27 protein-coding genes and 1 tRNA gene are annotated in these 24,001 nt (G+C 64.7%); 16 read left to right on the plus strand and 12 right to left on the minus strand.

Annotated features, from left to right (window positions below; translation table 11 throughout):
- Positions 1–87: 87 nt before the first annotated feature.
- Together CT676_RS44110 and CT676_RS19190 are read right to left on the minus strand one after the other, a co-directional pair.
- Positions 88–163 (minus strand) — tRNA-OTHER (locus CT676_RS44110).
- Positions 164–217: 54 nt separating this feature from the next.
- On the minus strand, positions 218–919 hold the full coding sequence (locus CT676_RS19190; protein ID WP_135215186.1) for a class I SAM-dependent methyltransferase: 702 nt from the start codon (positions 917–919) through the stop codon (positions 218–220).
- Between the two features lie 115 nt (positions 920–1,034).
- Here CT676_RS19190 and CT676_RS19195 point away from each other — a divergent pair, with 115 nt between their 5' ends.
- Positions 1,035–1,559: a DNA starvation/stationary phase protection protein gene (locus CT676_RS19195; protein ID WP_063985503.1), complete on the plus strand. Its 525-nt coding sequence runs from the start codon at positions 1,035–1,037 to the stop codon at positions 1,557–1,559.
- Between the two features lie 119 nt (positions 1,560–1,678).
- On the opposite strand, the gene CT676_RS19200 is transcribed toward CT676_RS19195, so the two are convergent.
- Complete coding sequence (locus tag CT676_RS19200) at positions 1,679–2,206, minus strand: cupin domain-containing protein (protein ID WP_085400424.1); 528 nt, start codon at positions 2,204–2,206, stop codon at positions 1,679–1,681.
- 155 nt (positions 2,207–2,361) lie between these two features.
- The gene (gene carA / locus CT676_RS19205; RefSeq protein ID WP_063985501.1) at positions 2,362–3,552 is read right to left on the minus strand and encodes a glutamine-hydrolyzing carbamoyl-phosphate synthase small subunit; all 1,191 of its coding nucleotides are present in this window, start codon (positions 3,550–3,552) and stop codon (positions 2,362–2,364) included.
- Between the two features lie 146 nt (positions 3,553–3,698).
- Here carA and CT676_RS19210 point away from each other — a divergent pair, with 146 nt between their 5' ends.
- The 7 genes from CT676_RS19210 (at position 3,699) to CT676_RS19240 (ending at position 9,384) form a co-directional block, all read left to right on the plus strand.
- Entirely contained in the window at positions 3,699–4,427 is a 729-nt protein-coding gene (locus CT676_RS19210; RefSeq protein ID WP_085400425.1) for an alpha/beta hydrolase, read from the plus strand.
- A gap of 33 nt (positions 4,428–4,460) precedes the next feature.
- A complete protein-coding gene (locus tag CT676_RS19215) occupies positions 4,461–4,916 on the plus strand; it encodes a GatB/YqeY domain-containing protein (RefSeq protein ID WP_085400427.1) in 456 nt (151 codons plus the stop codon).
- Positions 4,917–5,130: 214 nt separating this feature from the next.
- Positions 5,131–6,273 carry an epoxide hydrolase family protein gene (locus CT676_RS19220; protein ID WP_085400429.1) on the plus strand — a complete coding sequence of 381 codons (1,143 nt, stop codon included), beginning with the start codon at positions 5,131–5,133 and terminating at the stop codon, positions 6,271–6,273.
- A 124-nt stretch (positions 6,274–6,397) separates the two neighbouring features.
- On the plus strand, positions 6,398–8,008 hold the full coding sequence (locus tag CT676_RS19225; RefSeq protein WP_085400430.1) for an acyl-CoA synthetase: 1,611 nt from the start codon (positions 6,398–6,400) through the stop codon (positions 8,006–8,008).
- Positions 8,009–8,021: 13 nt separating this feature from the next.
- A complete protein-coding gene (locus tag CT676_RS19230; protein ID WP_028159428.1) occupies positions 8,022–8,489 on the plus strand; it encodes a MarR family transcriptional regulator in 468 nt (155 codons plus the stop codon).
- A gap of 80 nt (positions 8,490–8,569) precedes the next feature.
- A complete protein-coding gene (locus CT676_RS19235) occupies positions 8,570–8,938 on the plus strand; it encodes a nuclear transport factor 2 family protein (protein ID WP_085400432.1) in 369 nt (122 codons plus the stop codon).
- Between the two features lie 2 nt (positions 8,939–8,940).
- A complete protein-coding gene (locus tag CT676_RS19240; protein WP_028159430.1) occupies positions 8,941–9,384 on the plus strand; it encodes a hypothetical protein in 444 nt (147 codons plus the stop codon).
- A gap of 2 nt (positions 9,385–9,386) precedes the next feature.
- Here CT676_RS19240 and CT676_RS19245 read toward each other — a convergent pair whose 3' ends face one another.
- Entirely contained in the window at positions 9,387–11,618 is a 2,232-nt protein-coding gene (locus tag CT676_RS19245) for an ATP-binding protein (protein ID WP_085400434.1), read from the minus strand.
- A 299-nt stretch (positions 11,619–11,917) separates the two neighbouring features.
- On the opposite strand from CT676_RS19245, the gene CT676_RS19250 reads away from it, so the two are divergent.
- Positions 11,918–12,691 (plus strand): DUF2189 domain-containing protein, encoded by a 774-nt coding sequence (locus CT676_RS19250; protein ID WP_085400435.1) that lies wholly within the window; start codon positions 11,918–11,920, stop codon positions 12,689–12,691.
- Positions 12,692–12,719: 28 nt separating this feature from the next.
- On the opposite strand, the gene CT676_RS19255 is transcribed toward CT676_RS19250, so the two are convergent.
- A complete protein-coding gene (locus CT676_RS19255) occupies positions 12,720–12,905 on the minus strand; it encodes a hypothetical protein (RefSeq protein ID WP_085400437.1) in 186 nt (61 codons plus the stop codon).
- Entirely contained in the window at positions 12,905–13,711 is an 807-nt protein-coding gene (locus CT676_RS19260) for a transglutaminase family protein (protein ID WP_085400438.1), read from the minus strand. The genes CT676_RS19255 and CT676_RS19260 overlap by 1 nt, the downstream gene beginning before the upstream one ends.
- A gap of 394 nt (positions 13,712–14,105) precedes the next feature.
- Here CT676_RS19260 and CT676_RS19265 point away from each other — a divergent pair, with 394 nt between their 5' ends.
- Entirely contained in the window at positions 14,106–14,285 is a 180-nt protein-coding gene (locus CT676_RS19265; protein WP_063985493.1) for a hypothetical protein, read from the plus strand.
- A gap of 18 nt (positions 14,286–14,303) precedes the next feature.
- Here CT676_RS19265 and CT676_RS19270 read toward each other — a convergent pair whose 3' ends face one another.
- Genes CT676_RS19270 through CT676_RS19280 form a run of 3 tightly spaced genes read right to left on the minus strand, consistent with a single transcriptional unit; the run spans position 14,304 to position 15,590 of the window.
- Complete coding sequence (locus CT676_RS19270; protein WP_085400442.1) at positions 14,304–14,816, minus strand: SRPBCC family protein; 513 nt, start codon at positions 14,814–14,816, stop codon at positions 14,304–14,306.
- On the minus strand, positions 14,813–15,283 hold the full coding sequence (locus tag CT676_RS19275; protein ID WP_085400444.1) for an SRPBCC family protein: 471 nt from the start codon (positions 15,281–15,283) through the stop codon (positions 14,813–14,815). The genes CT676_RS19270 and CT676_RS19275 overlap by 4 nt, the downstream gene beginning before the upstream one ends.
- Positions 15,276–15,590 carry a helix-turn-helix domain-containing protein gene (locus CT676_RS19280; RefSeq protein WP_085400445.1) on the minus strand — a complete coding sequence of 105 codons (315 nt, stop codon included), beginning with the start codon at positions 15,588–15,590 and terminating at the stop codon, positions 15,276–15,278. The genes CT676_RS19275 and CT676_RS19280 overlap by 8 nt, the downstream gene beginning before the upstream one ends.
- Before the next feature lie 116 nt (positions 15,591–15,706).
- Between CT676_RS19280 and CT676_RS19285 the strand changes: the two genes are divergently transcribed.
- The 4 genes from CT676_RS19285 (at position 15,707) to CT676_RS19300 (ending at position 19,434) form a co-directional block, all read left to right on the plus strand.
- Positions 15,707–17,155, plus strand: a complete 1,449-nt coding sequence (locus CT676_RS19285; protein WP_085400447.1) for a hypothetical protein — start codon at positions 15,707–15,709, stop codon at positions 17,153–17,155.
- 2 nt (positions 17,156–17,157) lie between these two features.
- Positions 17,158–17,700: a hypothetical protein gene (locus CT676_RS19290; protein WP_085400449.1), complete on the plus strand. Its 543-nt coding sequence runs from the start codon at positions 17,158–17,160 to the stop codon at positions 17,698–17,700.
- A gap of 45 nt (positions 17,701–17,745) precedes the next feature.
- Positions 17,746–18,366: a LysE family translocator gene (locus CT676_RS19295; protein WP_081369126.1), complete on the plus strand. Its 621-nt coding sequence runs from the start codon at positions 17,746–17,748 to the stop codon at positions 18,364–18,366.
- A gap of 84 nt (positions 18,367–18,450) precedes the next feature.
- A complete protein-coding gene (locus CT676_RS19300; protein WP_085400488.1) occupies positions 18,451–19,434 on the plus strand; it encodes a DUF3592 domain-containing protein in 984 nt (327 codons plus the stop codon).
- Positions 19,435–19,514: 80 nt separating this feature from the next.
- Here the strand turns inward: CT676_RS19300 and CT676_RS19305 are convergent, their stop codons facing one another.
- The gene (locus CT676_RS19305) at positions 19,515–20,318 is read right to left on the minus strand and encodes an N-formylglutamate amidohydrolase (protein ID WP_135215187.1); all 804 of its coding nucleotides are present in this window, start codon (positions 20,316–20,318) and stop codon (positions 19,515–19,517) included.
- 205 nt (positions 20,319–20,523) lie between these two features.
- Here CT676_RS19305 and CT676_RS19310 point away from each other — a divergent pair, with 205 nt between their 5' ends.
- Entirely contained in the window at positions 20,524–20,922 is a 399-nt protein-coding gene (locus CT676_RS19310) for a gamma-glutamylcyclotransferase family protein (protein WP_028150696.1), read from the plus strand.
- 76 nt (positions 20,923–20,998) lie between these two features.
- Here CT676_RS19310 and CT676_RS19315 read toward each other — a convergent pair whose 3' ends face one another.
- On the minus strand, positions 20,999–21,562 hold the full coding sequence (locus tag CT676_RS19315; protein ID WP_085400452.1) for a chlorite dismutase family protein: 564 nt from the start codon (positions 21,560–21,562) through the stop codon (positions 20,999–21,001).
- A gap of 203 nt (positions 21,563–21,765) precedes the next feature.
- Between CT676_RS19315 and dnaG the strand changes: the two genes are divergently transcribed.
- The gene (gene dnaG / locus CT676_RS19320) at positions 21,766–23,784 is read left to right on the plus strand and encodes a DNA primase (RefSeq protein WP_085400453.1); all 2,019 of its coding nucleotides are present in this window, start codon (positions 21,766–21,768) and stop codon (positions 23,782–23,784) included.
- The last annotated feature ends 217 nt before the right edge of the window (positions 23,785–24,001 follow it).

The raw sequence follows: 24,001 nt of genomic DNA on the forward strand, positions 1-24,001 counted from the left end.
GTGCCCGTCTTCGCCCTTCGGGCTTCGCCGAGGCAGCCTTCGCACGATACGGCTTGCCTAGCCGAAGCTGGCGGAGCCAGCGAAGGCTGGAGACCCGGCCTGGATTTGAACCAGGATGAAGAGCGTTGCACCGCCCTCGCGTAGACGCTTCCGCCACCGGGCCGCGGCGATCTTTACCTATCAGCGTGTGACAAGCCACCTCGGGCAGTCATTATGCTTAACGGACCAGAGGCGGCCGCGCGATGAAGGTCATGCGCCAGCGATTATGGCCGATATTGGTGTGGGCGCGCTGGACAGAGAAGCCCGCCGCGGTCAGCTTGGCGACGATCTCGTCCTCGCCATAGCGCTGAAGCCCGATGCGCGTGCGCAGATGACGGTAATCTGACAGCGCGGTGCTGATCAGCCCGATCAGCGCGTCCTTCAGGAAGCCGTGACGCAGGCCGAAGCTGAGCAGCGCCATCACATCCCTGAACATGCCGACATTGGGCTGCAAGATATCTCCGAGCACGAGCTTGCCGGACGAGGTCAGCAATCGCCGGATGTTGACAAGCGCGGCATCGAGCTCGTCCGGCGTCATGTATTGCGCGACCGAGTTCATCACCGCGAGGTCGATCGACTGGTCCTGCATTTTGCGGACGTCGTCGAGGGAGCGGACGCGGATCTTGGTGTTCGGGGCAAATCGCGCGATCAGCCGGCCACGCACGCCGGGGGCGGGCTCGGCGAGAATCAGCTTGCCGCAGGCCGCGGCCACCTGGCTCGCCGACAGCGCCTCGCCGCAGGCATAGTCGAGCACGGTCGCCTCGGGCGATGAGATGTAGCCGATGATGTCCCGCGCGATGATCTGGAAGTGCAAGTCGCGATGCAGCTTGCTGACATAGATCGTATGCGTGGAGTCGTAATAATCGATCCAATCGTCCATGGTATTTCGTAGGTCCCGGCCAAACGGTTCCTGTCAAGGAACCGGCGCTGCCCGCCTTGCGTTAGGGGTGCGACGGCGCGCCGTCAATGTCCGCGTCCTAACAGGAAGGTTTCCCGTGAGCAAAGCCCCCACCAAGGTCTCGCCCGATCTCGATACCCCCACCGATCTGTCGCCCGATGGGGTCAAGAAGGTCTCTGAGGCGCTCAACGTGCTTCTGGCCGATGCGTTCGCGCTCTATCTGAAGACCAAGAATTTCCACTGGCACATCAGCGGCCGGCATTTCCGCGATTATCATCTGCTGCTCGACGAGCAGTCCGACCAGATCTTCGCCACCACCGACCAGCTCGCCGAACGCGTCCGCAAGATCGGCGGCACCACGCTGAAGTCGATCGGCCAGGTCGCCAAGCTCCAGACCATCAAGGACAACAACGAGGACTACGTCCCGCCACGCGAGATGCTGCGCGAGCTGATGCAGGACAACAAGCACGTCGCAAGCGCGATGCGCAAGGCGCACGAGGTCTGCGACGACGCCGGCGATGTCGCCAGCGCCAGCATCCTCGAAAACTTCATCGACGAGACCGAGCGCCGGACGTGGTTCCTGTTCGAGGCCACCCGCCAGGAAGGCGGCAACGAGGCGTAAGGGACATTGCCGTAGGGTGGGCAAAGGCGCGCTTCTTGCGCGCCGTGCCCACCATCCGTCCTTGCGGCTTGAACTGATTGGTGGGCACGCTCCGCTTTGCCCACCCTACGGCGTCGCGCTTATGGCCGGCTCCACAGCCTCATCAACGCCCCGTTCTTGCCCGTCACCGGATCGGCCGGCGGCAGCGCGACCTCGGGAATTGTCTTCAGTGCCCTGGCGTGGTTTTCCGGCGTTGCCCGCGTCACCACCATCTTCGATCCCGGCGGATAGGCCCCGATGATGCAGAAATCGTCGCTCGCACTGATGCACTGATGCCCCGTGCCGGCCGGCAGGATCGCGATGTCGCCCGCCTTGATCTCCAGCTCCTGGCCATGGTCGCCGCCGAAGCGGACGCGGGCACTGCCACGCGCGACGCCGAGCACCTCATGCACCGTCGCGTGATAGTGCAGATAGTCGTAGACGCCGTTGCGCCACGTGCCGCCCCAGCTATTCGCTTCGAACAGGTTTTCGATGGTCGCCTCGGGGCGCCTGGAATCGAGCTTCACCGCATCCCGATAGACCAGGAAGGGAAGGATGTTGTTCGGCACGAGCCCGTCATCTTTGAACACGATGGCGCGTGGCTCGGCATTGTCGCGGACAACGAACATGGCAGGGCTCCTGCGTGAGCGTAGCAGGAATCAACGAGGGGCGTGAGACGACGTTCCTTGCGTCCAGGCGAACCGCAGCGTCGAGCCCGGAACGACAAGAGCCCGGGTCAAGGCCCGGGCTCGATGTCGTCAAGGCAACTGCAGGAGAGCCAGCGTTACGCGCTCTTCTTCTGCCGCATCAGGTCCGCGAAGCGCTGGAACAGATAGTGCGAGTCGCGCGGGCCCGGCGAGGCCTCGGGGTGGTACTGCACCGAGAACACCGGCTTGCCGTCGAGCTGAATGCCGCAATTGGAGCCGTCGAACAGCGAGATGTGGGTCTGCGTCGCGCCCTTCGGCAGCGTCGCCTCGTCCACCGCAAAACCATGGTTCATCGAGGTGATCTCGACCTTGCCGGTGGTCTCGTCCTTCACGGGATGATTGGCGCCGTGATGGCCCTGATGCATCTTCTTGGTCTTGGCGCCGACGGCAAGGCCGAGCATCTGGTGACCGAGGCAGATGCCGAAGGTCGGTGTGCCCGACTTGATCACGTCCCGGATCACCGGCACCGCGTATTTGCCCGTCGCGGCCGGATCGCCAGGGCCGTTGGACAGGAACACGCCGTCCGGCTTCATCGCCAGAATGTCTTCCGATGAGGTCGTCGCTGGCACCACCGTCACCTTGCAGCCGACGCCGGCGAGCAGGCGCAGGATGTTGCGCTTGATGCCGTAGTCGATGGCGACGACGTTGAACTCGGGCTTGTCCTGGCGGCCAAAACCCTTGTCCCACAGCCAGGGCGTCTCGTCCCAGGTGAAGCGCTGGCCCGAGGTGACCATCGGCACGAGGTCCATGCCCTCGAGGCCCGGCCATTCGCGCGCTTCTTCCTTCATGCCATGCAGGTCGAACTCGCCGTTCCTGGCATGCGCGATCACGGCGTTGGGCATGCCCTTGCTGCGGATCAGCGCGGTCAATGCGCGGGTGTCGATGCCGGAAAGGCCGATGATGCCGCGCGCCTTGAGCCAGGCGTCGAGATGCTTGGTGGCGCGGTAGTTCGAGGGATCGGTGATCGCGGTACGCAGGATCACGCCACGCGCACCCGGCGTCGCGGCCATGTTCACCGTCTCGATGTCTTCCTCGTTGGTACCGACATTGCCGATATGCGGGAAGGTGAAGGTGATGAGCTGGCCGGCATAGGAGGGATCGGTGAGGATCTCCTCATAGCCGGTCATCGCGGTGTTGAAGCAGACCTCTCCGACGGCATGGCCTTCGGCGCCGAGACCGAAGCCTTCAAGCACCGTGCCATCGGCGAGCACGAGGAGCGCGGTCGGTTTGTGGTCCGGCCAGGCGGTATCGTTGTCATGTTGTGTCATGAGCCCGGTTCATAGTCCGGGCCGGCGCCGCCGTCAAAGCGGACGAGCGCCGATTCACATGCGTTTTTGCATATTTGACAGGTCCCCTCAGGCACTTAAGCTTGGGAGGATAATTTCCGCCAATTTCCCGGGCTCGCGAGGCAATAATGGACCAGACCACCCCGCTTCTGCTGGTTCCGGGGTTGGCCTCCTCGGCCCGGATCTACGCCCCGGTTGTCCCGGCACTCTGGCGGTTCGGCCCGGTGATGATTGCCAACCATATCCGCGACGACAGCATGGCGGCGATCGCCCGGCGCGTGCTGAGCGAGGCCCCGCCGCGCTTTGCGCTCGCCGGCCACTCCATGGGCGGCTATATCGCGCTCGAGATCATGCGCCAGGCGCCCGAGCGGGTTTTGAAGCTCGCGCTGATCAACACCCAGGCCCGGCCCGATACACCGGAAGCGACCGCGCGCCGCCGCGGCCTGATGGAACGGGCGAGGCGCGGCGAGCTGAGCGCGGCGCGCGAGGAGATGTTTCCCGAGCTGGTGCATCCCTCGCGCCACGACGATGCCGGCATTCGGAAGCTCGTGCACGAGCAGGGCGAGGACGTCGGCGTCGAAGGCTATCTGCGGCAGCAGACCGCGATCATTGCGCGGGTGGATTCACGGCCGACGCTGGCGACGATCAAATGCCCGACGCTGGTGCTGACAGGCGATCAGGACAACACGATTCCGAACGCGTTCTCCAAGGAGATGGCGGAGGGCATAGCGGGCGCGAGGCTGGTGATCCTGGCCAATTGCGGACATCTGCCGCAGCCGGAGCAGCCCGAGGCGACGACGCGAGCGCTGGTCGAATGGCTGGGAGCCCCGGTTGTCTCGGGGCCGCGAACGGCCTAGATCAGGCGTCGGATATTCGAAGGGATCACGATCATGCTGCGCGACGACATCAACAACGCGGTCAAGGAGGCCATGAAGGCCAAGGAGGAGCGCAAGCTCTCCACGCTGCGCATGGTCAACTCGACCATCAAGAACGCCGACATCGAGGCGCGCGGCAACGGCAAGCCGCCGCTGTCGGACGCCGACCTGCTCGGCGTGTTTCAGAAGATGATCAAGCAGCGCCAGGAGTCGGTCGAGCTCTACGACAAGGGCGGCCGTGCCGAGCTCGCTGCCCAGGAGCGCGAGGAGATCGCGGTGATCTCGGCCTATCTGCCGAAGCAGATGTCGGACGACGAAGTGAAGAAGGTGATCGCGGATGCGATCGTGGAGACGGGCGCTGCCGGCATGAAGGACATGGGTAAGGTGATCGCGGTGTTGCGCGCGAAGTACGCCGGCCAGATGGATTTCGGCAAGGCCAGCGGCCTGGTGAAGGCCGCGCTGACGGGCTAGCTTCTTCCCTCTCCCCTTGCGGGAGAGAGTGCCTCGCGAAGCGAGGCGGGTGAGGGGTCTCTCTCCGCGGGCGACCCTCTCGCAGTAGTTTCCGCGGAGCGAAACCCCTCATCCGGCGCTTCGCGCCACCTTCTCCCGCAAGGGGAGAAGGGGCACCTTTGATGGCGCTGCAATCCGGTCTACTCTCTCCCGCAGAAACAATCGGGGGCAACCGATGACCGGCGCCATCAAACCGTTTCGCATCGCCATCAGCGACGACATTCTCACCGACCTCAAATCCCGCCTCGCCCGCACGCGCTGGCCGGAGGCGGAGCTGGTCGAGGACTGGAGCCAGGGCGCGCCGCTGAAATGGATTCAGGAGATCTGCGCCTACTGGGCCAACAGCTATGACTGGCGCGCCCGCGAGGCAAAGCTCAACCGCTTCGACCAGTTCACCACCGAGATCGACGGGCTCGACATCCACTTCCTGCATGCGCGCTCGAAGGAGCCATCGGCGCTGCCGCTGATCATCACCCATGGCTGGCCAGGGTCGATTGTCGAATTCCAGAAGGTGATCGCGCCGCTGGTCGATCCTGCCGCGCATGGCGGTAATCCTGCGGATGCGTTTCACGTGATCTGCCCGTCGCTGCCGGGCTTTGGCTTCTCCGCCAAGCCAAAGACCACCGGTTGGGGCGTCGACCGCATCGCCGCGACCTGGGCGAAGCTGATGGATCGGCTCGGCTACGCGCGTTACGGCGCGCAGGGTGGCGACTGGGGCTCGGCGGTGACGACATCGCTGGGCGCGCAGGACGCCGAGCATTGCGCCGGCATTCACATCACGCTCGCCTTCAACGCGGCACCGAAGGTCGAGGGCGAGCCGACGGCGGAAGAGAAGAGCGCGCTCGCCGGCCTGAAGCATTATGTCGATCTCGATTCCGGTTATTCCAAGCAGCAATCGACGCGGCCGCAGACGCTCGGCTATGGCCTGACGGATTCGCCAAGCGGGCAGGCGGCCTGGATTTTGGAAAAATTCTGGGCCTGGACCGATTGCGACGGCCATCCTGAAAACATTTTTGACAAGGACGAGCTGCTCGACAACGTCATGCTCTATTGGGCGACGGAGACGGCGACCTCCTCAGCGCGGCTCTACTGGGAGAGTTTTGGCAAACGCCGCACCACGCCTAGGGTCAACGTGCCGACCGGCGTCGCCGTGTTCCCCAAGGAGATCATCACGCCGGTCAGGCGCTGGATGGAGCCGAACTTTCCCAACATCACGCACTGGAGCGAGATGGAGAAGGGCGGGCATTTCGCCGCATTCGAGCAGCCGGAGCTGTATGTTGGCGACGTCAGGAAATTCTTCCAGACGGTGCGCCGTTAGGGGATGCCTCCGCATCGTCATGCCCGGGCTTGTCCCGGGCTCCCACGCGCTTAAACTCAGGTCGAAACAAGAACGTGGATGGCCGGGACACGCCCGGCTGTGACGACGCTGCCGGGAAACGACCATGCTGACCGAAGCCGCAACCTACGACGAGCTCTATCGCAACTTCCGCTGGGACGTCCCGGCGCGCTTCAACATGGCGGAAGCGTGCTGCGACCGCCATGCCGACGGCACGGGCCGCCTCGCGCTGCTCTATGTCGACGAGAACGGCGCAACCACGCGCACCTCGTTCGACGAGGTCGCGGAGATGTCGCGCCGCTTCGCCAATGTGCTGAAGGCCGATGGGCTCGTGCGCGGCGACCGCGTCGCGGTGTTCCTGTCGCAGTCGCTGGAGCTGCCGATCGCGCATATGGCCGCGTTCCGATCCGGGCTGATCTCGATCCCGCTGTTCGCGCTGTTCGGCGAGGACGCGCTGGAATTCCGCCTGTCGAATTCGCAAGCAAGGGCCATCATCACTGATGAGGCGGGCTGGGAGAAGCTCACGAAGATCCGCGATCGGCTGCCCTATCTGCAGGACATCTATGTCACGAGCGGCGCCGTCCATGCCGGTGCAAAACCGTTCTGGTCGGCGATCGAAACCGCGTCCGAGGACTTTGCGACCGTCGACACCTCCGCCGACGACCCCGCCCTGATCATCTACACGTCAGGCACGACGGGCAATCCGAAGGGCGCGCTGCATGCGCATCGCGTCGTGCTCGGCCACCTGCCGAATGTCGAGATGTGCCACAACTTCCTGCCGCGCCCCGGCGATCTGATGTGGACGCCGGCGGACTGGGCGTGGATCGGCGGCCTCGTCAACGGCCTGTTCGCGTTCTGGTATCACGGCATCCCCCTGGTCGGTCACCGTGCGCGAAAGTTCGAGCCGCAGGCGGCGATGCAGATGATGGCCGACCTCGGTGTCCGCAACGTCTTCCTGCCGCCGACCGCGCTGAAGCTGATGCGGCAGGCCGGCGTGAAGCATCCGGACGTCAAGCTGCGCAGCATTTTCACCGGCGGTGAATCGCTCGGCGGCGAGCTGCTCGGCTGGGTGCGCGAGACATTCGGCATCGATGCGCATGAAGTGTTCGGTCAGACCGAGTGCAATCTCGTGATCGGCAGCAACTCCAACCTGTTTCCGATCCGCCCGGGTTCGATGGGCAAGGCGACGCCGGGCTTCGACGTCCGCATCGTCAACGACAAGGGCGAGGAGCTGCCGACGGGGCAGCGCGGCATCATCGGCGTGCGCCAGCCATGCCCGTGCACGATGCTCGAATACTGGCGCAATCCGGACGCGACGGCGAAGAAATATGCCGGCGAATTCCTGCTGACCGGCGATCTCGGTACGCGGGATGAGGACGGCTATTTCTGGTATGTCAGCCGCGAGGACGACGTCATCACCACCGCCGGCTACCGCGTCGGCCCGTCCGAGATCGAGCACACGCTGATGAAGCATCCGTCGGTGGCGATGGCGGCGGTGGTCGGCATCCCCGATTCGATCCGCACCGAATCGATCAAGGCCTGGATCGTGCTGCGTCCCGGCTTCGCGGCAAGCGACACGCTCGCGCGCGAGATCCAGGAGTTCGTGAAGGTGCAACTCGCCGCGCACGAATATCCGCGCTTCGTCGAGTTCGCGGAGACACTGCCGATGACGGCCACGGGCAAGGTGCTGCGGCGCGAGCTGCGGGCGCGAGGTTAGGCTCTTTCAGACAATGGCAAAGACGTCTCAAGCTGCGGGGCTTCACCGCGCCTCACTTCCGAAACTGCACGATCTCGATGCGGCGCTGGAGCTGATGTATTACGGCTGGCGCGGGATGACGCTGGAGGCCGATGAATATCTTGCGAAGCAGGGCCTGTCGCGTCCACACCACCGCATCCTCTACGTGGTGGCGCGCCGTCCCGATATCGCGATCGGCTCGCTGATCGAGATCCTCGGCATCTCCAAGCAAGCCCTGAACCGGCCGCTCAACCTGCTGCTGGAGCGCAAGCTCCTGACGTCGAAGCGGGCACCCGAGCAGCATCGCTCCAAGCTGCTGCGCCTGACGGAGGCCGGGCGACGCATCGAGCAAAAGGCATCGGATCACGAGCGCAAGGTCCTGCGCGAAGCGTTCGACCGTGCCGGGGCTTCGGGTGCGGCGGCATGGATGGCCGTCATGGGGGCGATCGCCGACAACAACTGACGATTCTTGAAGTCAACATAGTTGACATGAGGTGCGAGCTTTGCCACTTTCCCGGCAACGAGCCAGGGGAGGGCTCCGCCATGAGCGGACGGACAATGGATCGCGCAGCCGCCGAGCGCTTCGTCGCGGCATGGTGTGCGAGCTGGTGCCGGGTCGATATCGACGCGGTCGTCGCGCATTTCGCTGACGATGCGCAGATGCGCAGCCCTCTGGCACTATCACTGACCGGTTCTCCGGTCGTCACCGGCGCCGAGAACATCCGCGCTTATTGGCGCGAGGCTTATGGCCACATCGAAAGCGCCGACCTCAAGATCCTGAGCTGGAGCTGGGACGAGGCGATCGCGCGCGTGACGGTGTGGTGGCAGCTCGGCGACACGCGCGCCAGCGAGTTCATGGATTTCGACGATGCGGGCCGTGTGGTGCGCAGCGAAGCCTTCTACGGAAAATGATCATGCACCTTTCGGATTTCGTCCTGCTCCTCAACACACTCTGGTTCGGCGGCGCGTTCATCCAGTTCAGCGTCGCGCAGGGCAATACGCTGAAGATACTCCTGCCGCGCGAAGAGCGCAGCAATCCGATCGCGCCGACGCTGGCGGCCAGCGTGGCGTTCCTGGGCGGGATGAATCTGCCGATCGGGCTTTTGTCGTTCTACCTTCTGGCCGCTCGTCCGGCTTTCTTCCAGCCGATCGAGGCCCAGCTCGCGCTGTTCCTGTTCTTTGCCGCCTGCCACTTCAGCCAGTTCGCCTATAACCTTCCGGTCCTGATGCGCGGTGGGCGCGTCGGGGTGGCCTACTGGCCTGTGCTGAAAGGTCCGATGCTCAGGATCTTCGTCATCGACGCGGCTCTGTTCGTAGCCAATCTCGGCGTAGCGCTCCGGCTGGCGTTCTCTTCCTGATTTCAGCGCGGCGACGCCGACAGGGCGGACCGCAGCATCGCGGCAAGATCCTTCCGCCGGAACGGTTTTGTCAGGATGCGGGCGTCGCCGACCCCGTCGGGCGTCTTGACGGGATTTTGGGTGTAGCCCGAGGTGAAGAGCACCTTGAGCCCGGGCCGCAAGCTGGTCGCTTGCCTGGCAAGCTCCGGCCCGAACATGCCGCCGGGCATCACGACGTCGGTGAGCAGCAGGTCGATGTCGCCGGGGCGGCGCAACAGTTCGAGAGCCGCGGGACCGTTCGACGCCGCGATGACGCGATAGCCGAGGGTCTTCAGCTCGCTCTCGACATAGGCCCGAACCATGTCGTCGTCCTCGACGACAAGAATGGTCTCGCTTCCGTCGGGGGCGACGATCCGTTCCGCGGGTGACGGCTGCTCGTTCGGTGGCGTTGCAAGGCGGGGAAAGAACAGCCTGACGACGCTGCCTTGTCCCGGTTCGGACTGCATCTGCACAACGCCGCCGGATTGCCGCACAAAGCCGTAGACCATGCTCAGGCCGAGCCCGGTGCCCTTGCCGACCTCCTTGGTGGTGAAGAACGGCTCGAACGCCCGGCTCGCCACCTCGGCGGTCATGCCGCTGCCGGTGTCGGTCACGGCCACCATGACGTAGTCGCCCGGCCGCGGTTCGCCGTTGACGTCAAGGTCGGATTCACCGAGCGAGGTGTTGCGCGCCTCGATCGTCAGCTTGCCGCCGAGCGGCATGACGTCGCGCGCGTTGAGCACGAGATTGAGCAGCGCAGTTGTCAGCTCGCCGGGATCGACGCTGGTCAGCCACACATCCGGTTCGAGCGCGAAGGTGCATTCGATGTGCTCGCCCAGGGGCCGGCGCAACAGCTGCTCCATCTCGTGAATCTTCGCGGCGATGTCGATGTCTCGCGGCCTCAGGGGCTGCTTGCGCGCGAAGGCGAGCAGGCTCCGCGTCAGGTCGGAGCCGCGCTCGGCGGCGGTCGCGATGTCGTTGGCGATCCGGTGCAATTCCTCGTTGCCGGCCAGCCTGTCGGCAAGATGCTCGGAGTTGCCGAGGATGACGGTTAGAAGATTGTTGAAATCGTGCGCCACGCCGCCGGTAAGCTGGCCCATGGCTTCCATCTTCTGGGACTGGCTGAGCTTGTGGCTGAGGTCGGCGATGGCGGCGCGTTGCTGCTCGAGCGACTCGGCGGTGTCGTTGAGCAGGGTCATCAATCCGCCCAGTTCGCCGCCCGGGTGGGGAGGCGGAATTCGCGCGCTGAGATCTCCGAGCCCAAGTTTCTTCGCCATGGTGGCGAGACGTCCGACCTGGCGCCCGACGCTCACGGTTGCAAGGATCCAGACGGCCGCGAGCAGCAGCAGCGAGGCCACCGCGAGTATCGCCACATCCTCGTAGAGCCGGCGATTCGCCGCGGCGACCAGTCCGTCCTTGGACCGTCCGACCATGATGTAGAGGCCGGCATCGCGGGTCGAAGGCGAGCGCGCGGCGACAGCCCAGACATGCGTCCGGCCGTCGCGATCGGTCACCTCCTGATACGCCTTCCGGTCCGGCGTTGCAGCGAAGCGGAGCAGATCGGATCCCGCGACCGACGTGCCGACCGGCTCGGTCCATCCTCCGCGGGAGGGGGCGACCAGAACCGTTCCCTTGCTGTCGAGGAGCAGGATCTCCTTCTGGCCGAGCAGCCGCTTGTCGTGAAACTCCGCGAATTTGCGCAGGTTGAAGGATGCGAGCAGGATCAGCTTCAGGGCGCCCGTCTCCGATCGCACCGGATAGGCGATCTGGAGCACCGATAGGCCGGTCAGCCGGCCGAATACCGGCTCGAGCGCGATGCCGCGCGACGCCAGGGCCTGCTTGAAATAGGCGCGATCCCGGAGGTCGAGGGTGCGGTTGGTCCGCAGCGAATCGCAGAACAGGCTACCGTCGGGATCGATGGTCAATATCCCGGTGAACTGTGGGTATTCCTCGCGCACTTCCGACAGGAACGCCGAGCACGCCGCCTTGTCGCGCGTGTCGAGATCGCGTGCACGGGCGAGACCATAGTGAAGCTGGGCGGTGCCCTGGATCTTCTCGTCCAGGTCGCTCGCAATGTCGTCGGCTGTCGCGGTCAGATTGGCCAGGGCCGCGTTGATTTCGCTGCTGCGATTTTGCACGAAACGTAAGCCGACGAGGATGGCCGGCACCAGCATGGCCGCAATGACGAGTATCAGTAGCCGGGTACGCAAGCTCATCGGTCGGGCGGTCCAATTTGGTCGTCGCGCGTGCTGGTTCGAAGATGCAATCTGCGGCACCACCCTCCGCCCAGTCCATAGGCATCGCGCCGAAAAAGCCCTCGCGCGGAAAATTTCGGCCGCGCACATCACGGATGAGTCCCCGGAAGGTTCGCCCGCGAGGCTCTGTCGGGCTGGTGTCGGGCCTCCCGGGATACCGTCATCCCGCAATCAACGCGCGCGTGCGCGCAGGTCGCGAGGGCGCTAATATCGGGATCGCGCGCGACGGAGATCGTGCCGGTGACGAGGAGAGGAGCCGCATGTCGATCTCGGGCAAAGTCGATCCGGTGGTGCGTCCCGTGGCGGCGACCGACATCGCCGAGGCGCTGGTCGAGGGTTTGCGCGATTTCCAGGCGCTGCCGCTCTACGGACTCTGCTTCGGCGCGCTCTACGCAGGCGGCGGCATCGCCATCATGCTCTGCCTCACCGCCTTCGGCATGGTCTATCTCGTCTATCCCCTTGCGGCCGGCTTTGCGCTGATCGGGCCGTTCGTGGCGATCGGCCTCTACGAGGTCAGCCGCCGCCGCGAGCGCGGCGAGCCGGTCTCCTTCGGCGCGATCTGGTCGGCGATACGCGCGCGCAGCGAGATCGGCTGGATGGCCTTCGTCACGCTGTTCGTGTTCGTGATCTGGATGTACCAGGTGCGGCTGCTCATCGCGCTGCTGCTCGGCCTGCACGCCTCGTTCTCTAGCTTGCAGGAATTCATGACGGTGGTGCTGACCACGAATGAGGGCCTGCTGTTCCTCGTCATCGGCAACGCGGTCGGTGCCGCGCTGTCGCTGATCTTGTTCTCGCTGACGGTGGTGTCGTTTCCGCTGCTGCTCGACCGCGAGGTCGATTTCGTCACCGCCATGGTGACGAGCGTGCGTGCGGTGGTGACCAGCCCGCTGCCGATGATCTCGTGGGCCGCGGTGATCGTGATGCTGCTGATCGTCTCGGCGCTGCCGTACTTTCTCGGACTGGTCGTGACGCTGCCCGTGCTCGGGCATGCGACGTGGCATCTCTATCGGCGGCTGGTGGTACCGGTGCCGTAAGAGGGGAGCCGGATGCAACGGAAGCGAGCTATTCGCCCGTTGCCAGGCGGCGAGCGCCGGATGAAGTCAGCTCGAGTTCGCCGAGCCGCCTGATCGCATAACCCAAATTGGCCAGACGTTCGCCGTGCGCGTGCGGAATGTCGCCTTGACCCTTGCCGACCAGGGCCAAGGACGCAAATTCATCGGCGGTGAGCGCTGGGGTGCTGTCTGTCATCAGGCAACCTCGTCGGTCCATACCTTGAAATTGAGCAGGGTATTCGGACCGAAGGTCTGGACGATCGGGACGTCTGCGGCATCGCGCCCCTGCGCAATCAGCACGCGGCCGATCCGCGGCGTATTGTTGCGCGGATCGAACATGTGCCAGCTTCCACCGACGAAAGCCTCGAACCAGGCGGCGAAATCTCCAGCAGGCCACGGTTGTGGGGTGCCGATGTCGCTGAGGTAGCCGGTGCAGTAACGCGCCGGAATGTTCATGCTGCGGCAGAACGCGATGGCGAGATGGGCATAGTCACGGCACACGCCCTTGCCTTCGTCGTAGGCTTCCCGGGCTGTCTTGGTCGCGCGCGCGTGCTCATGGCCGAACGTGATGTGGCGATGAACAAAATCGCAGATGGCCTGGACCCGCGCCCAGCCCGGCGGCGTGTGTTCGAACAACTTCCATGCGATATCCGACAGGCGATCGGTCTCGCAATAGCGGCTGCCGAGCAGATAGACGAGCGTGTCGGCCGGCAGCGCTTCGACGGCGTGCTGAAACGCGTTCGGAAACACCGGGTCGGGCAGGCCGCTGTCGCGAACGACGCCATCGCCGGCAAGACGGAAGGCGCCGGCCGGCGCAACGATGCGGCTGCACCAATTGCCGAAGAGGTCGCGATAGGGATTGATCGCCACCGAAGGTCGGGTGGTCAGCAGGTCGGGCACGACGATATCTGAGGCGCGCGTGAAGTGCGTGCCCAGCACCATGATCATAGGCGTCGGCTGCGGGAACTCGTACAGCATCTCGAACCCGACGCGGAGCTTCATACGAACTTCTTTCTCTTGGCTAAGCTCCCAACATGGCTACGAAGCGATCGAACACAAGGCATTCACGGCCTTATTCGATCGAGAGCGGCATTTGGCGCTTCAAAAGCGCGGCGCGGGCGAGAAAACGATAGCTAATTGCGGCGATTGCGCGCACGGTGCGCCAATGTCGGAAAGAGCGGTCGTCTGTGCGCACACGCTGCGTCACGACGATCCGCGCGCGATTTGAAACGACTGATTCTTCGCACCGGCGGAGCCTTCTCATCGCGACGTCGTAACGGCGATCGTCGCGCCTATTGCCACTTCCCGCGGGCGAGCCGGACGCAGCAGGCGTGCCGCGGACGCCTGAAAGATTCCACCGCGGTTCGATACGAGATCGAACGCCAACCGAAAGCACATGATGCAAACTCTCTCCCCACGGCACGTCAAGACAGACGAAGCGCTCCGGCTCGGCGTGGAGTCAGGCTGGTACGCGATCAAGGTCAGCGGGACCTTCGTCTCGGGCCCGCACGACTCGGAAGGGGATTGCCGTCGCAAGATCGACGAGATTCAACCGCCGGTGAAGAAGAAGCGATAACAGCGCCGATTTCGGCCGCTACGGCGTCTTGATCCCCATCGCCTTCAACGCCGCCAGCATCTGCGCTGGCGGTGTCATTTTGATCTGCGGCGCCTTGCCGGTTTCCAGCAAACTCTTAAGTCCCGACAGGATCGCGGGCCAGCCGGTGCGGCCGCCGGAGAGGATGTCGTCGCCGAGCGCACGGTCGTGGCGTTCGCTCATGGTGAGGCGGACGGCCTCGCCGGCTTGCTCGATCTCGTAGGTGACGAGCGTGGTGCCGAGCTTTGCGACGAGGTCGGGCCAGTTGACGTTCCACGTCACCGTCAGCTTGTTCGGCGGATCGTATTCGAAGACTTCACCGGAGATGTGCTCGGAACCGTCGGGCGCGCGCACGATGAAACTGCCGCCGAGCCTCCGTTCCATCTCCACCGCAAAGCCGGAAAAGTACCTCCTGCTGAACTCGGCCGAGGTCAGCGCTTCCCACACCTTCTCCGGCGTGGAGACGATGTAGATGGTGTAGACCGTCAGCGGCTTGAACTGATCGAGGTTCATTTTGCGTCGAATCCCTTGTTGAGGGCTGCGCGTGGAATGCCGAGCAGCTTGCCGGTCTCGAGCAGGCTCTTGAGCTGGGACAGGATCGCCGGCCAGCCGTTGGAGACGGCGCCGAGATATTTGCCACCCTCGACGAAGCCGTCATGCAACACGGTCAAACGCACGAGCGAGCCGAACGGTTCGATCGTGAAGACGACGCGCGATATCGGCTCGCCGCGCAGCTCTTCGAACTTCTGGTGCTTGAAGCTGTAGGACAGGCGGCGCGGCGGATCGGCCTCCAGAATCTCGCCGGAATCGGTGACCTCGCCGTCGAGCGTGAGCGCGAAGGGTGAGCCGACCTTCCAGTCCGACCTGACCTCGGCGCCGAACCAGTATTGCCTGGTGAATTCGCTCGACGTCAGCGCCTCCCACAGTCTTTCCGGCGTGGTCTCGATATAGCTAACATAGACGAATTGGGGCTTACTCATCGCGCTTCTCCAACTGACGTTTCAACTCGCTGAGCGCGGCGAGCTTGCCGCGCTCGAATTTCCTGATCCAGCGTTCGCCGATCTGATGGATCGGCACCGGATTGAGGTAATGCAGCTTCTCGCGGCCATGCCTGACGGTCGTGACCAGGTTGGCCTCTTCGAGAATGACAAGGTGCTTGGTCACGGCCTGGCGCGTCATCGCGAGGCCCTCGCAGAGTTCGTTCAGCGTCTGGCCGTTCTTGGCGTGAAGCCTGTCCAGCAGCGACCGTCGTGACGCATCGGCGAGCGCTTTGAAGACCTCATCCATGGCGGCGATAATAGGCAACCAAATGGTTGCATGTCAAGATGGTGTCTTTGGCGCCCGGAAATGGCTGTGCTAGCCTCGAAGCTCAGCCAACGCAGATTGGTTCCGGGAGAGCTTTGATGTTCCGTTGCGTCCCACTCGTTGCAGGCCTTGTCCTTTTCGCCTGCAGCACCACGGCCCAGGCACAACAGAAGCAGACCATCGGCGCGCCGCCGGAAGCGTCCAATATGAAGCTGGTCGGCACCAACGACCTGCAGGCGCGCAGCGCGTACCAGCCGACCATCCATCATCAGGGCGATCGCTGGATCGCCTATATCGGCCATCACGGCGGCACCGACGACGTGCCCGCGCCGGTCAACCCGATGACGGGGCAGGCCGAACCGAACGGAACGTCCATCGTCGACGTCACCGATCCCGCGCGTCCAAAATATCTGCGGCATCTGCCGGGCCAGGAAGGCAAGTACGAATCCGGCGGCGCGCAGATGGTACGGGTTTGCGACGGCAAGTCGCTGCCGAAGGGCGATCCCAATGCGGTCTACATGCTCCGCACCTTCGGCAGCGAGGCGCATGAGATCTGGAACGTCGCCGATCCCGCCAATCCCGTGCTCGTTACCCGCATCGGCGGGCTGAAGGACACCCACAAGAGCTGGTGGGAGTGCGACACCGGCATAGCCTTTCTCGTCTCCGGCGCGCCGGACTGGCGCACGCGGCGCATGACGCAGGTCTACGACCTCAGCGATCCCGCGCATCCGCAGAAAATCCGCGACTTTGGCCTGCCCGGCCAGGAGCCCGGCTCGACCGGCGCCGTGCCGACCGAATTGCACGGGCCGATCTCGACCGGACCCGACGGCAATCGCGTGTTCTTCGGCTACGGGACCAACAAGGGCGGCATTTTGCAGATCGTCGATCGCGACAAGTTGCTGAACGGGCCGAAGGAGCCGATGCCGGACAATCTGCGCTATCCCGAGATTTCGCGCATGCCGATGTCCGCCTTCAACGGCGCGCATACGACGTTCCCGATGCTCGACATGCCCGTCGCCGAATTCGCCGAGGACAAGGACGGCAAGACCCGCGACATCGTCATGATCGTCGACGAGGCGATCTTGAACGAATGCGGCGAGGCGCGGCAGATGGTGTGGTTCGCCGACGTCACCACCGAGACGCGGCCGATGATGATCTCGAGCTACACCGTGCCGGAGGCGGGCGGACAGTTCTGCCAACGCGGCGGCCGCTTCGGCTCGCACTCCTCGAACGAGAGCATGGCGCCGGTCTATTACAAGAAGATGGCCTTCATCGCCTTCTTCAATGCGGGCGTGCGCGCGCTCGACATCCGCGATCCCTATCATCCGAAGGAGGTCGGCTATTTCATCCCCGCGATCACGCCGGCCACCGACAAGCGCTGCATTCCCGTCGAGGGCGGCGAGCGTTGCAAGGTCGCGATCCAGACCAACAATGTCGAGACGGACGATCGCGGCTACATCTACATCGTCGACCGCGCCAACACCGGTCTGCATATCCTCGAACTGACCGGACCGGCGCGCGCGGCCGCCGGCCTGCCGAGGAACTGACGATGCGGCGCGGGGCGGCGATTGCGGCCGTGGCCATCGCGCTCGGTGCATCCGGCGTCGGGGCCTATCGGCTTGCGCCGGCGCCGGCGGCGGAATCGGCGGGCTGGCGCGAAATCGCATGGCCGTTCCCGCGCGACGGCTGGCCCGCCGGCCGCGCGTTCCGCTGCGACGGTGTCTGCGCGGGCACCCTGCTCTACGTGCGCGCCAAGCGCGGCTTCTGCAATTGCGACCGCGGCGTCGCCGACGATGATGAGGTCGATCGCGTTGCCGACATCGATCTGATCACCCCGCGCTTTGCCGCCGTCGCGCCGGGTGAGGAAGTGGGACTTGGCGAGATGCGTGGTCGTGCCAGGCGCTATGATCTCGATATGGCCGACGGCGTCCGTCATGCCGCGATCGGCATCGCCGTCTCGCGCCGCTGCGATCTCTTCGTCGCTGCGGCCCAGGGGCGTGGCGAAGCAGGCGCCGTGCAGCGCGCAGCGCTGGCGTTCCTGGAGACGCCGGAGATGAAGCTATGGGCGACCGCGGCGCTGGACGGACAGTGAGTGTCATGCATTAATGCGCCAAACCGCTCTCAGCGAGTCCTCCCCATGATGTCCATGCAAGCCTATTTCGCCTTCGTCGCCGCCTGCATTGCGCTGGCCTTGCTGCCGGGGCCGATCGTCACCCTCGTCGTCGCCAACGGCCTGCGTCACGGCACGCGCGCGGCGTTGACCAATGTCGCGGGCGCGCAGGCCGGGCTTGCCATCGTCATCGGCATCGTCGCGGTCGGCCTGACCTCGCTGATGGCGACCATGGGTTACTGGTTCGACTGGGTGCGCTTTGCCGGCGCCGCCTATCTGATCTGGCTCGGCATCAAGCTGATCTGGGCGCCGGTCGAAGGCCTCAATGTCGACGAGCCGCCGGCGCCGCCGCGCGGCGGGTTCTTCCTGCAAGGCTTCCTTGTGCTGCTGTCGAACCCGAAAGTGCTGATCTTCTTCGGCGCCTTCATTCCGCAGTTCATGGACATGAACCGCGATCACTTCCCGCAAGTCGCGCTGCTGGGCGCCACGTTCATGGTCACCGCGGCGATGACGGATGCGCTCTACGCTCTCGCCGCGGGGCGCGCGCGAAAATTCTTTTCGGCCCGCCGGACGCGGCTGATGTCGCGCATCTCCGGCGGCTTCATGATCGGCGGCGGTATCTGGCTGGCGCTGACACGGGCAAAATAACCTCCCTCGTACCGGTTCGCGCTTGAACCCTTCGCGGCGGCGATGCGTCCAATCGGGCATTGCCGCTGACGAAGGAATTTGGCCGTGCCCGATCTGCCCTGGTTCGTCTATGCGATGCTGTTCGCACCGCTCGGGCTGTTACTGGTCGCCGCCGTCGTGAAGACCTGGCAGGCGCGCGAGGCGCGAAGCTGGCCGCAGGCATCGGGCAAGGTCGTCCGCTCGGTCGCCGAGGTGCGCGAGGTCAGGGTGTCCGACAGCGACCGCGAGGAAGGCTATCGGCTCGAGAGCCGCAATTTTGCGAACGTGACTTACGAATATCCGGTCGGCAGCCGCAAGCTGAGCTGTAACCGCATCTCGATCGGCGAGGACCTCGGCAATTTCGAGGTCGCCGAGAAGCTCGCAAAATATCCCGCCGGCAGTGTCGTCACCGTCTATTACAATCCGCGCCATCCCGATCAGGCCGTGCTCGAGCGCGACCTGCCCAAGGGGCTGTGGGGCTGCCTCGGCATCGGCACGGCGATCGCGTTTGGCATCGTGTTCGGCTCGGCGTTCGGTCTCAACCAGACTTATGCCTACCTTGCGCACCACATCGGGCGGCCCGATCTCGCCGGCCTCGTCGTCGGCTTCGGCGCGTTCGGCTTCGTCATCGCGCTGATGGGTTATGGAGTGCGGCGGCAGGCGTTGAAGGCGGCGCGCTGGCCGGTGGTGCCGGGCACGATCAAGCTGTCGGGGATCGAGCAATATCACGAGGCCAGCGAGCCGGGCGAGCGCCGCGGCACCGAGATGTTCGGCAAGCGCGTGACCTACACCTATCGCTATCAGAATATCAGCTACACCAATGAATGCGCGCGCGTCTCGGCCGGGACGCAGTCCGGGTCCGACGAGATGTTGAAGAAGCTGATGTCGCGCTACAAGCACGGCGCGACCGTCGAGGTGCGCGTCAATCCCGACAACCCGGCCGAGGCAACGCTCGATACAAGCGGCCCCGTCCGCATCGCCTGGCTGCTGTGGGGGATCGCTGCGATTTTCGCTGCGCTCGCGGTGTTCGTCGCGACGCGGGGCGGATGAGCCTGAGACAGTTGCTCAGCAGCTTCGTCGTACTCCGCTGCGTTCCCTCCCCCGCAAGGGGGGAGGGAACGCAGCGTGCCCTACACCAACAGCTCCGCCTTCAACTCCAGCTCGATCTCCGCAAAAATCCTCGCCAGCCGCTCCGCCCATTGCTGCTGGCCGGACTGATCCGCGATCAGATCCTGGCGGATCTCGATGCCGGTGTTGACGAGACCGCGGGCTTCGCCGTGGACGGGGATGGTGTAGTCGCTGAGGTCGCTCACCGCATAGGGCTCGTTGTCGCCGACGACGAGATCGCCTTCAGCGCGCAAATGCTTCAGCAGCAGCTGCGGCAGCACGGTGTCGCGGTTATACAGCGCGGCGATGTGCCAGGGCCGGGCGACGCCGGCATAAACCGGCGTGAAGCTGTGCAGCGACACCAGCACCGCCGGCCGCGTGTCGTGCAGGCGGCGGTCGATCGCGGCATCGATGCGGCGGTGATAGGGCTCGAAGATCTCGCGCCGCCGCGCCGCGCGCTCGCCCTCTGAGATGCCCTCGTTGCGCGGGATCGCGGTCGCCTCGGATATCACGGGAATCGAGCTTGCTACGCCGGGCGAGCGGTTGCAGTCGATCACCAGCCGCGAATAGCGCTGCGCGATCAGATGCGCATCGAGCATTTTTGCCAGCCGCTCGGCGACGCCGGCAATGCCGATGTCCCAGGCGATGTGCCGCGTCAGCTCGCTTTCCGCGACGCCGAGGTCGCCGAGCGCGCGCGGCAGAATCCGTCCGTAATGATCCGAGGTGAGCAGGAAAGGCGATGCCCCATCCGCATTGACCTCATGCACCGGCGGAATGTCCCCCGCGCCGAGCAGTTGATCGGTCGCGTCGGCCGTGTTCAAGTCCATCCTGATTGCCTATGGAAAAAGCAGGTACCGTCCAAATTGGGCAGCAATCGCTTGCAGGTCGGTCCACCCAAAATCATCATGATCGCCAGACGATGCCGTTGCCGGCGATTCATCACAAGACCAAATCTCGCTTGCCCCCGGGACTTCGCTCGGACGTGGAAATGTGCGGCTGTCGTTTCGCTCGATTGACGGCTATAGACACCCCATGACCTCCGATCGTCTTTTCGTCTACGGCACCCTGATGCGCGGCTTCGACCATCCGATGGCGCGGCTGCTTGCAGGGCATGCGGACTTTTTGGGTGACGCGACGTGTCGCGGGCGGCTCGTTCTCGTGAAGCATTATCCCGGATTGCTGCTGTCGAACGCGGCCTCCGATGTCGTCCATGGTGAGCTTTTTCAATTGCGCGTGCCCGATGAGCTCCTGCGCGAGCTCGACATGTACGAGGCCTGCGGCGAGGGCTTTCCGGAGCCGACCGAATATCTGCGCAAGCTGATCGACGTGACGCTGCCTGATGGCACCACGGAGAAGGCCTGGACTTACGTCTACAATTGGCCCGTCACCGATCTGCCGCGCATCGAGTCCGGGCGCTTTCTCGAGCACTAGGCGCGGATGCGGACTTCACCTCTCCCGCGCAAGCGGAGCGAGGGATCGCACCTTCATCGTGGCCGGCGTTCGATCACTAAGCCGACAGCACTTCCTTCACCAGGCGCACGTCGATCTCGTGCTCGACGTAGCTCCACTCCTCGGTCTGCCTCAGCATCGCCACCAGCTCCTCGAACAGCGAGGCATCGGGGGGCGCGAACTCGAACCATGTCAGGAAGTCGAAGGGACCGCCGAGATCGCGGCTGTGATAGAGCTGCCGCGCGATGGCGGGCAGGAAACGAAGAGTGCTGGCGATGTGGTGCGACTTGTCCTCGAAGATCTTGCGGCGCTCTTCCTGCGTCAGCTCCCACCACGCCTCCGATTTGCGGATCGGAATCAGCGCCGCGGAAGTGGCCTCTAACCGGCCGAGCTCGGCCTGCACCGCGGTGAGCTGCTGCTTCTCGGCGCGCTCAGTGTAGCGCGTCGTGCTCGCAACGCCGACCAGCCGCCACGCATTGCGAGAGGGCACCAGGGGCAATGAAATCGCCTCGCTGTCGGTCACCGACAGCGCCGGCACGAAGGGCAGGGGCTCGCCCACCACGGGTGAAATCGAGGTCACACGCCAGCCCCCGCTGTGGCCGCCGCGAAACATCCTGAACATGGCCTATGGAAGCGCGGAACCGGTCCGGGTTCAAGTCTTTCCGCGGTCATTCCGGGCTCGATGCTTCGCATCGCCCCGGAATGACGCCTGTGCATAGGTCGAATAACCCGGATAAGCCGGACAAACCTGACTTTTGGGCAGGCCGCGCCTATATCCGTAACCCTTCGCCCGACTTACGTTGATTCGCGCCAGACCCAGAGCCCATGCGCTTCACGCCCCAGTTCCTCGACGAGCTTCGTGCCCGGCTTTCGGTCTCCGAAGTCGTGGGCAAGCGCGTGAAGCTGAAGAAGGCCGGGCGGGAATGGAAGGGGCTGTCGCCGTTCCAGCAGGAGAAGACGCCCTCCTTCTACGTCAACGACCAGAAGGGATTTTACCACGACTTCTCCTCCGGCAAGCACGGCGACATCATCACCTTCGTGATGGAGACCGACGGCCTCCCGTTCGCGGAGGCCGTGGAGCGGCTCGCCAACATGGCGGGGCTGGCGCTGCCGGCGGTAACGCCGGATGCGGCGCGGCACGAGCAGCGGCGCCGCACGCTGCATGACGTGATGGAGCTCGCTGCAAAATTCTTCGCCGAGACGCTCGCCTCGCGCGCCGGCGCCAAGGCGCGCGGCTATCTCGCTGACCGTGCGATCTCGCCGGCGACGCAAGTGCAGTTCCGCCTCGGCTATGCGCCGCCGCCACCCGAGCGCTTCGCGCTGAAGGAGCATCTCGGCAAGCTCGGCGTCTCCGTCGAGGACATGATCGAGACCGGCCTGCTCGTAGCCGGCAACGACATTCCCGTGCCCTACGATCGCTTCCGCGATCGCGTGATGTTCCCGATCACGGATCTGCGTGGCCGCGTCATCGCCTTCGGCGGGCGCGCGCTGGAAAAGGACGTTCCGGCAAAATATCTAAATTCGCCGGAGACGCCGCTCTTCCACAAGGGCGACAATCTCTACAATCACCAGACCGCGCGCAAAGCCACCCACGATGGCAGCGCGCTGATCGTGGTCGAAGGCTATGTCGACGTCATCGCCATGGTGACGGCAGGCTTTGTAGGTGCCGTGGCGCCACTCGGCACCGCGCTGACCGAAAACCAGCTCGCGCTGCTCTGGAAGATGGCGGACGAGCCGATCCTCTGCTTCGACGGCGATCGCGCCGGACAGAAGGCGGCTTACCGTGCCGCCGACCTCGCCTTGCCGTTTCTTGCGCCGGGCAAGAGCCTGCGTTTTGCGCTGCTGCCGGAAGGTCAGGATCCCGACGATCTCGCCCGCTCGGGCGGCCGCGGTGCGATCGAGGATGTGATCGCGGCGGCGAAGCCGCTCGCCGAGATGATTTGGTCGCGCGAGCTCGAAGGCGGCAACTTTGCCACGCCCGAACGCCGCGCCGCGCTCGAGGCGCGCGTCAAGGAGCTGTCCAACGGCATCCGCGACGAGGTGGTGCGGCGCTATTATCGCGACGATTTTGCCGAGCGGCTTCGGCGTACCTTCGCGCCTGAAGGCGGCCGCGGCGGATTTGCCGGCCGGGGCAATTTTCAGGGCAATTCCGGCCGCTCCTTCCAGCCGCGCAACGGGGGGCAGGCGAATCGATTCGGGGGGCAGGGATTCGGCAGCCAAGGGCGGCGTGGGGGCCCCGGTCCCGCCTTTATTCCCTCCGGCCCCTACCAGGCGGCGAGCCCCCAGCTGGCGGCCAGCCCGATCATGAAGGGCCAGCGCAGCGCCATATCCCGGCGCGAAGCCCTGATTCTGCAAATCCTGATCAACCACCCCTGGCTGCTGCACGACCACCTTGAGGAGGTCGCCGCCCTGGAGCTGGCCCATCCCGAGGCCCATAAGCTCCGGGCCGGCATCATCGCCGCCTTTGCCAACGACCACCACCACTCGCCGGACCCCGGCGAGCTGGCCGAGAAGATGCGAGCCGACATCGAGAAGGGTGGATTTTCACAGCTTCTTCAAAGGGTTGAGAACGGTATCACGACCGCGGCGGTGTGGGGTGCCCGCGAGGGCGCCGCCCGGGACGACGTTCTCTCCACCTGGCACCAGCTCGTTGCCTTGCATCGGCAATACCATTCACTACTTAGAGAACTGAAGGACGCCGAGCTGGCCTTGGGGGAGGACCCCAGCGAGGCCAATTTGGCGTGGCTGCGTGACGTCAAGGCTCGGATAGGAGAAGTCGACGGTACCGAGGCCCTGATCGAGGGTTTTGGCGAGCTGTCGGGCCGGTTCCAGAAGAGCGTGTGATGAAAGAATCATGCGGACGGCCGGGACCGGAACCGCTAAAAGACTCGCCAAATCCAAGGTTTGGCGGCAAAAACAGGGTTAATCGAGGCTTAACGGTCTTGTAGCACTTTGGCCACCAGGCGGCCGCAGGCAGAACAGACGCGTCAGGAATAAATCCGCGCAATCGCTGTTGGCACTACACCTGCATCCGCTGCGACAAAGAGGCTCACGAAGCGTT

Origin of the sequence: Bradyrhizobium sp. MOS001 (assembly GCF_004634465.1) — a bacterium.
In the GTDB taxonomy this organism is placed as follows: domain Bacteria; phylum Pseudomonadota; class Alphaproteobacteria; order Rhizobiales; family Xanthobacteraceae; genus Bradyrhizobium; species Bradyrhizobium barranii.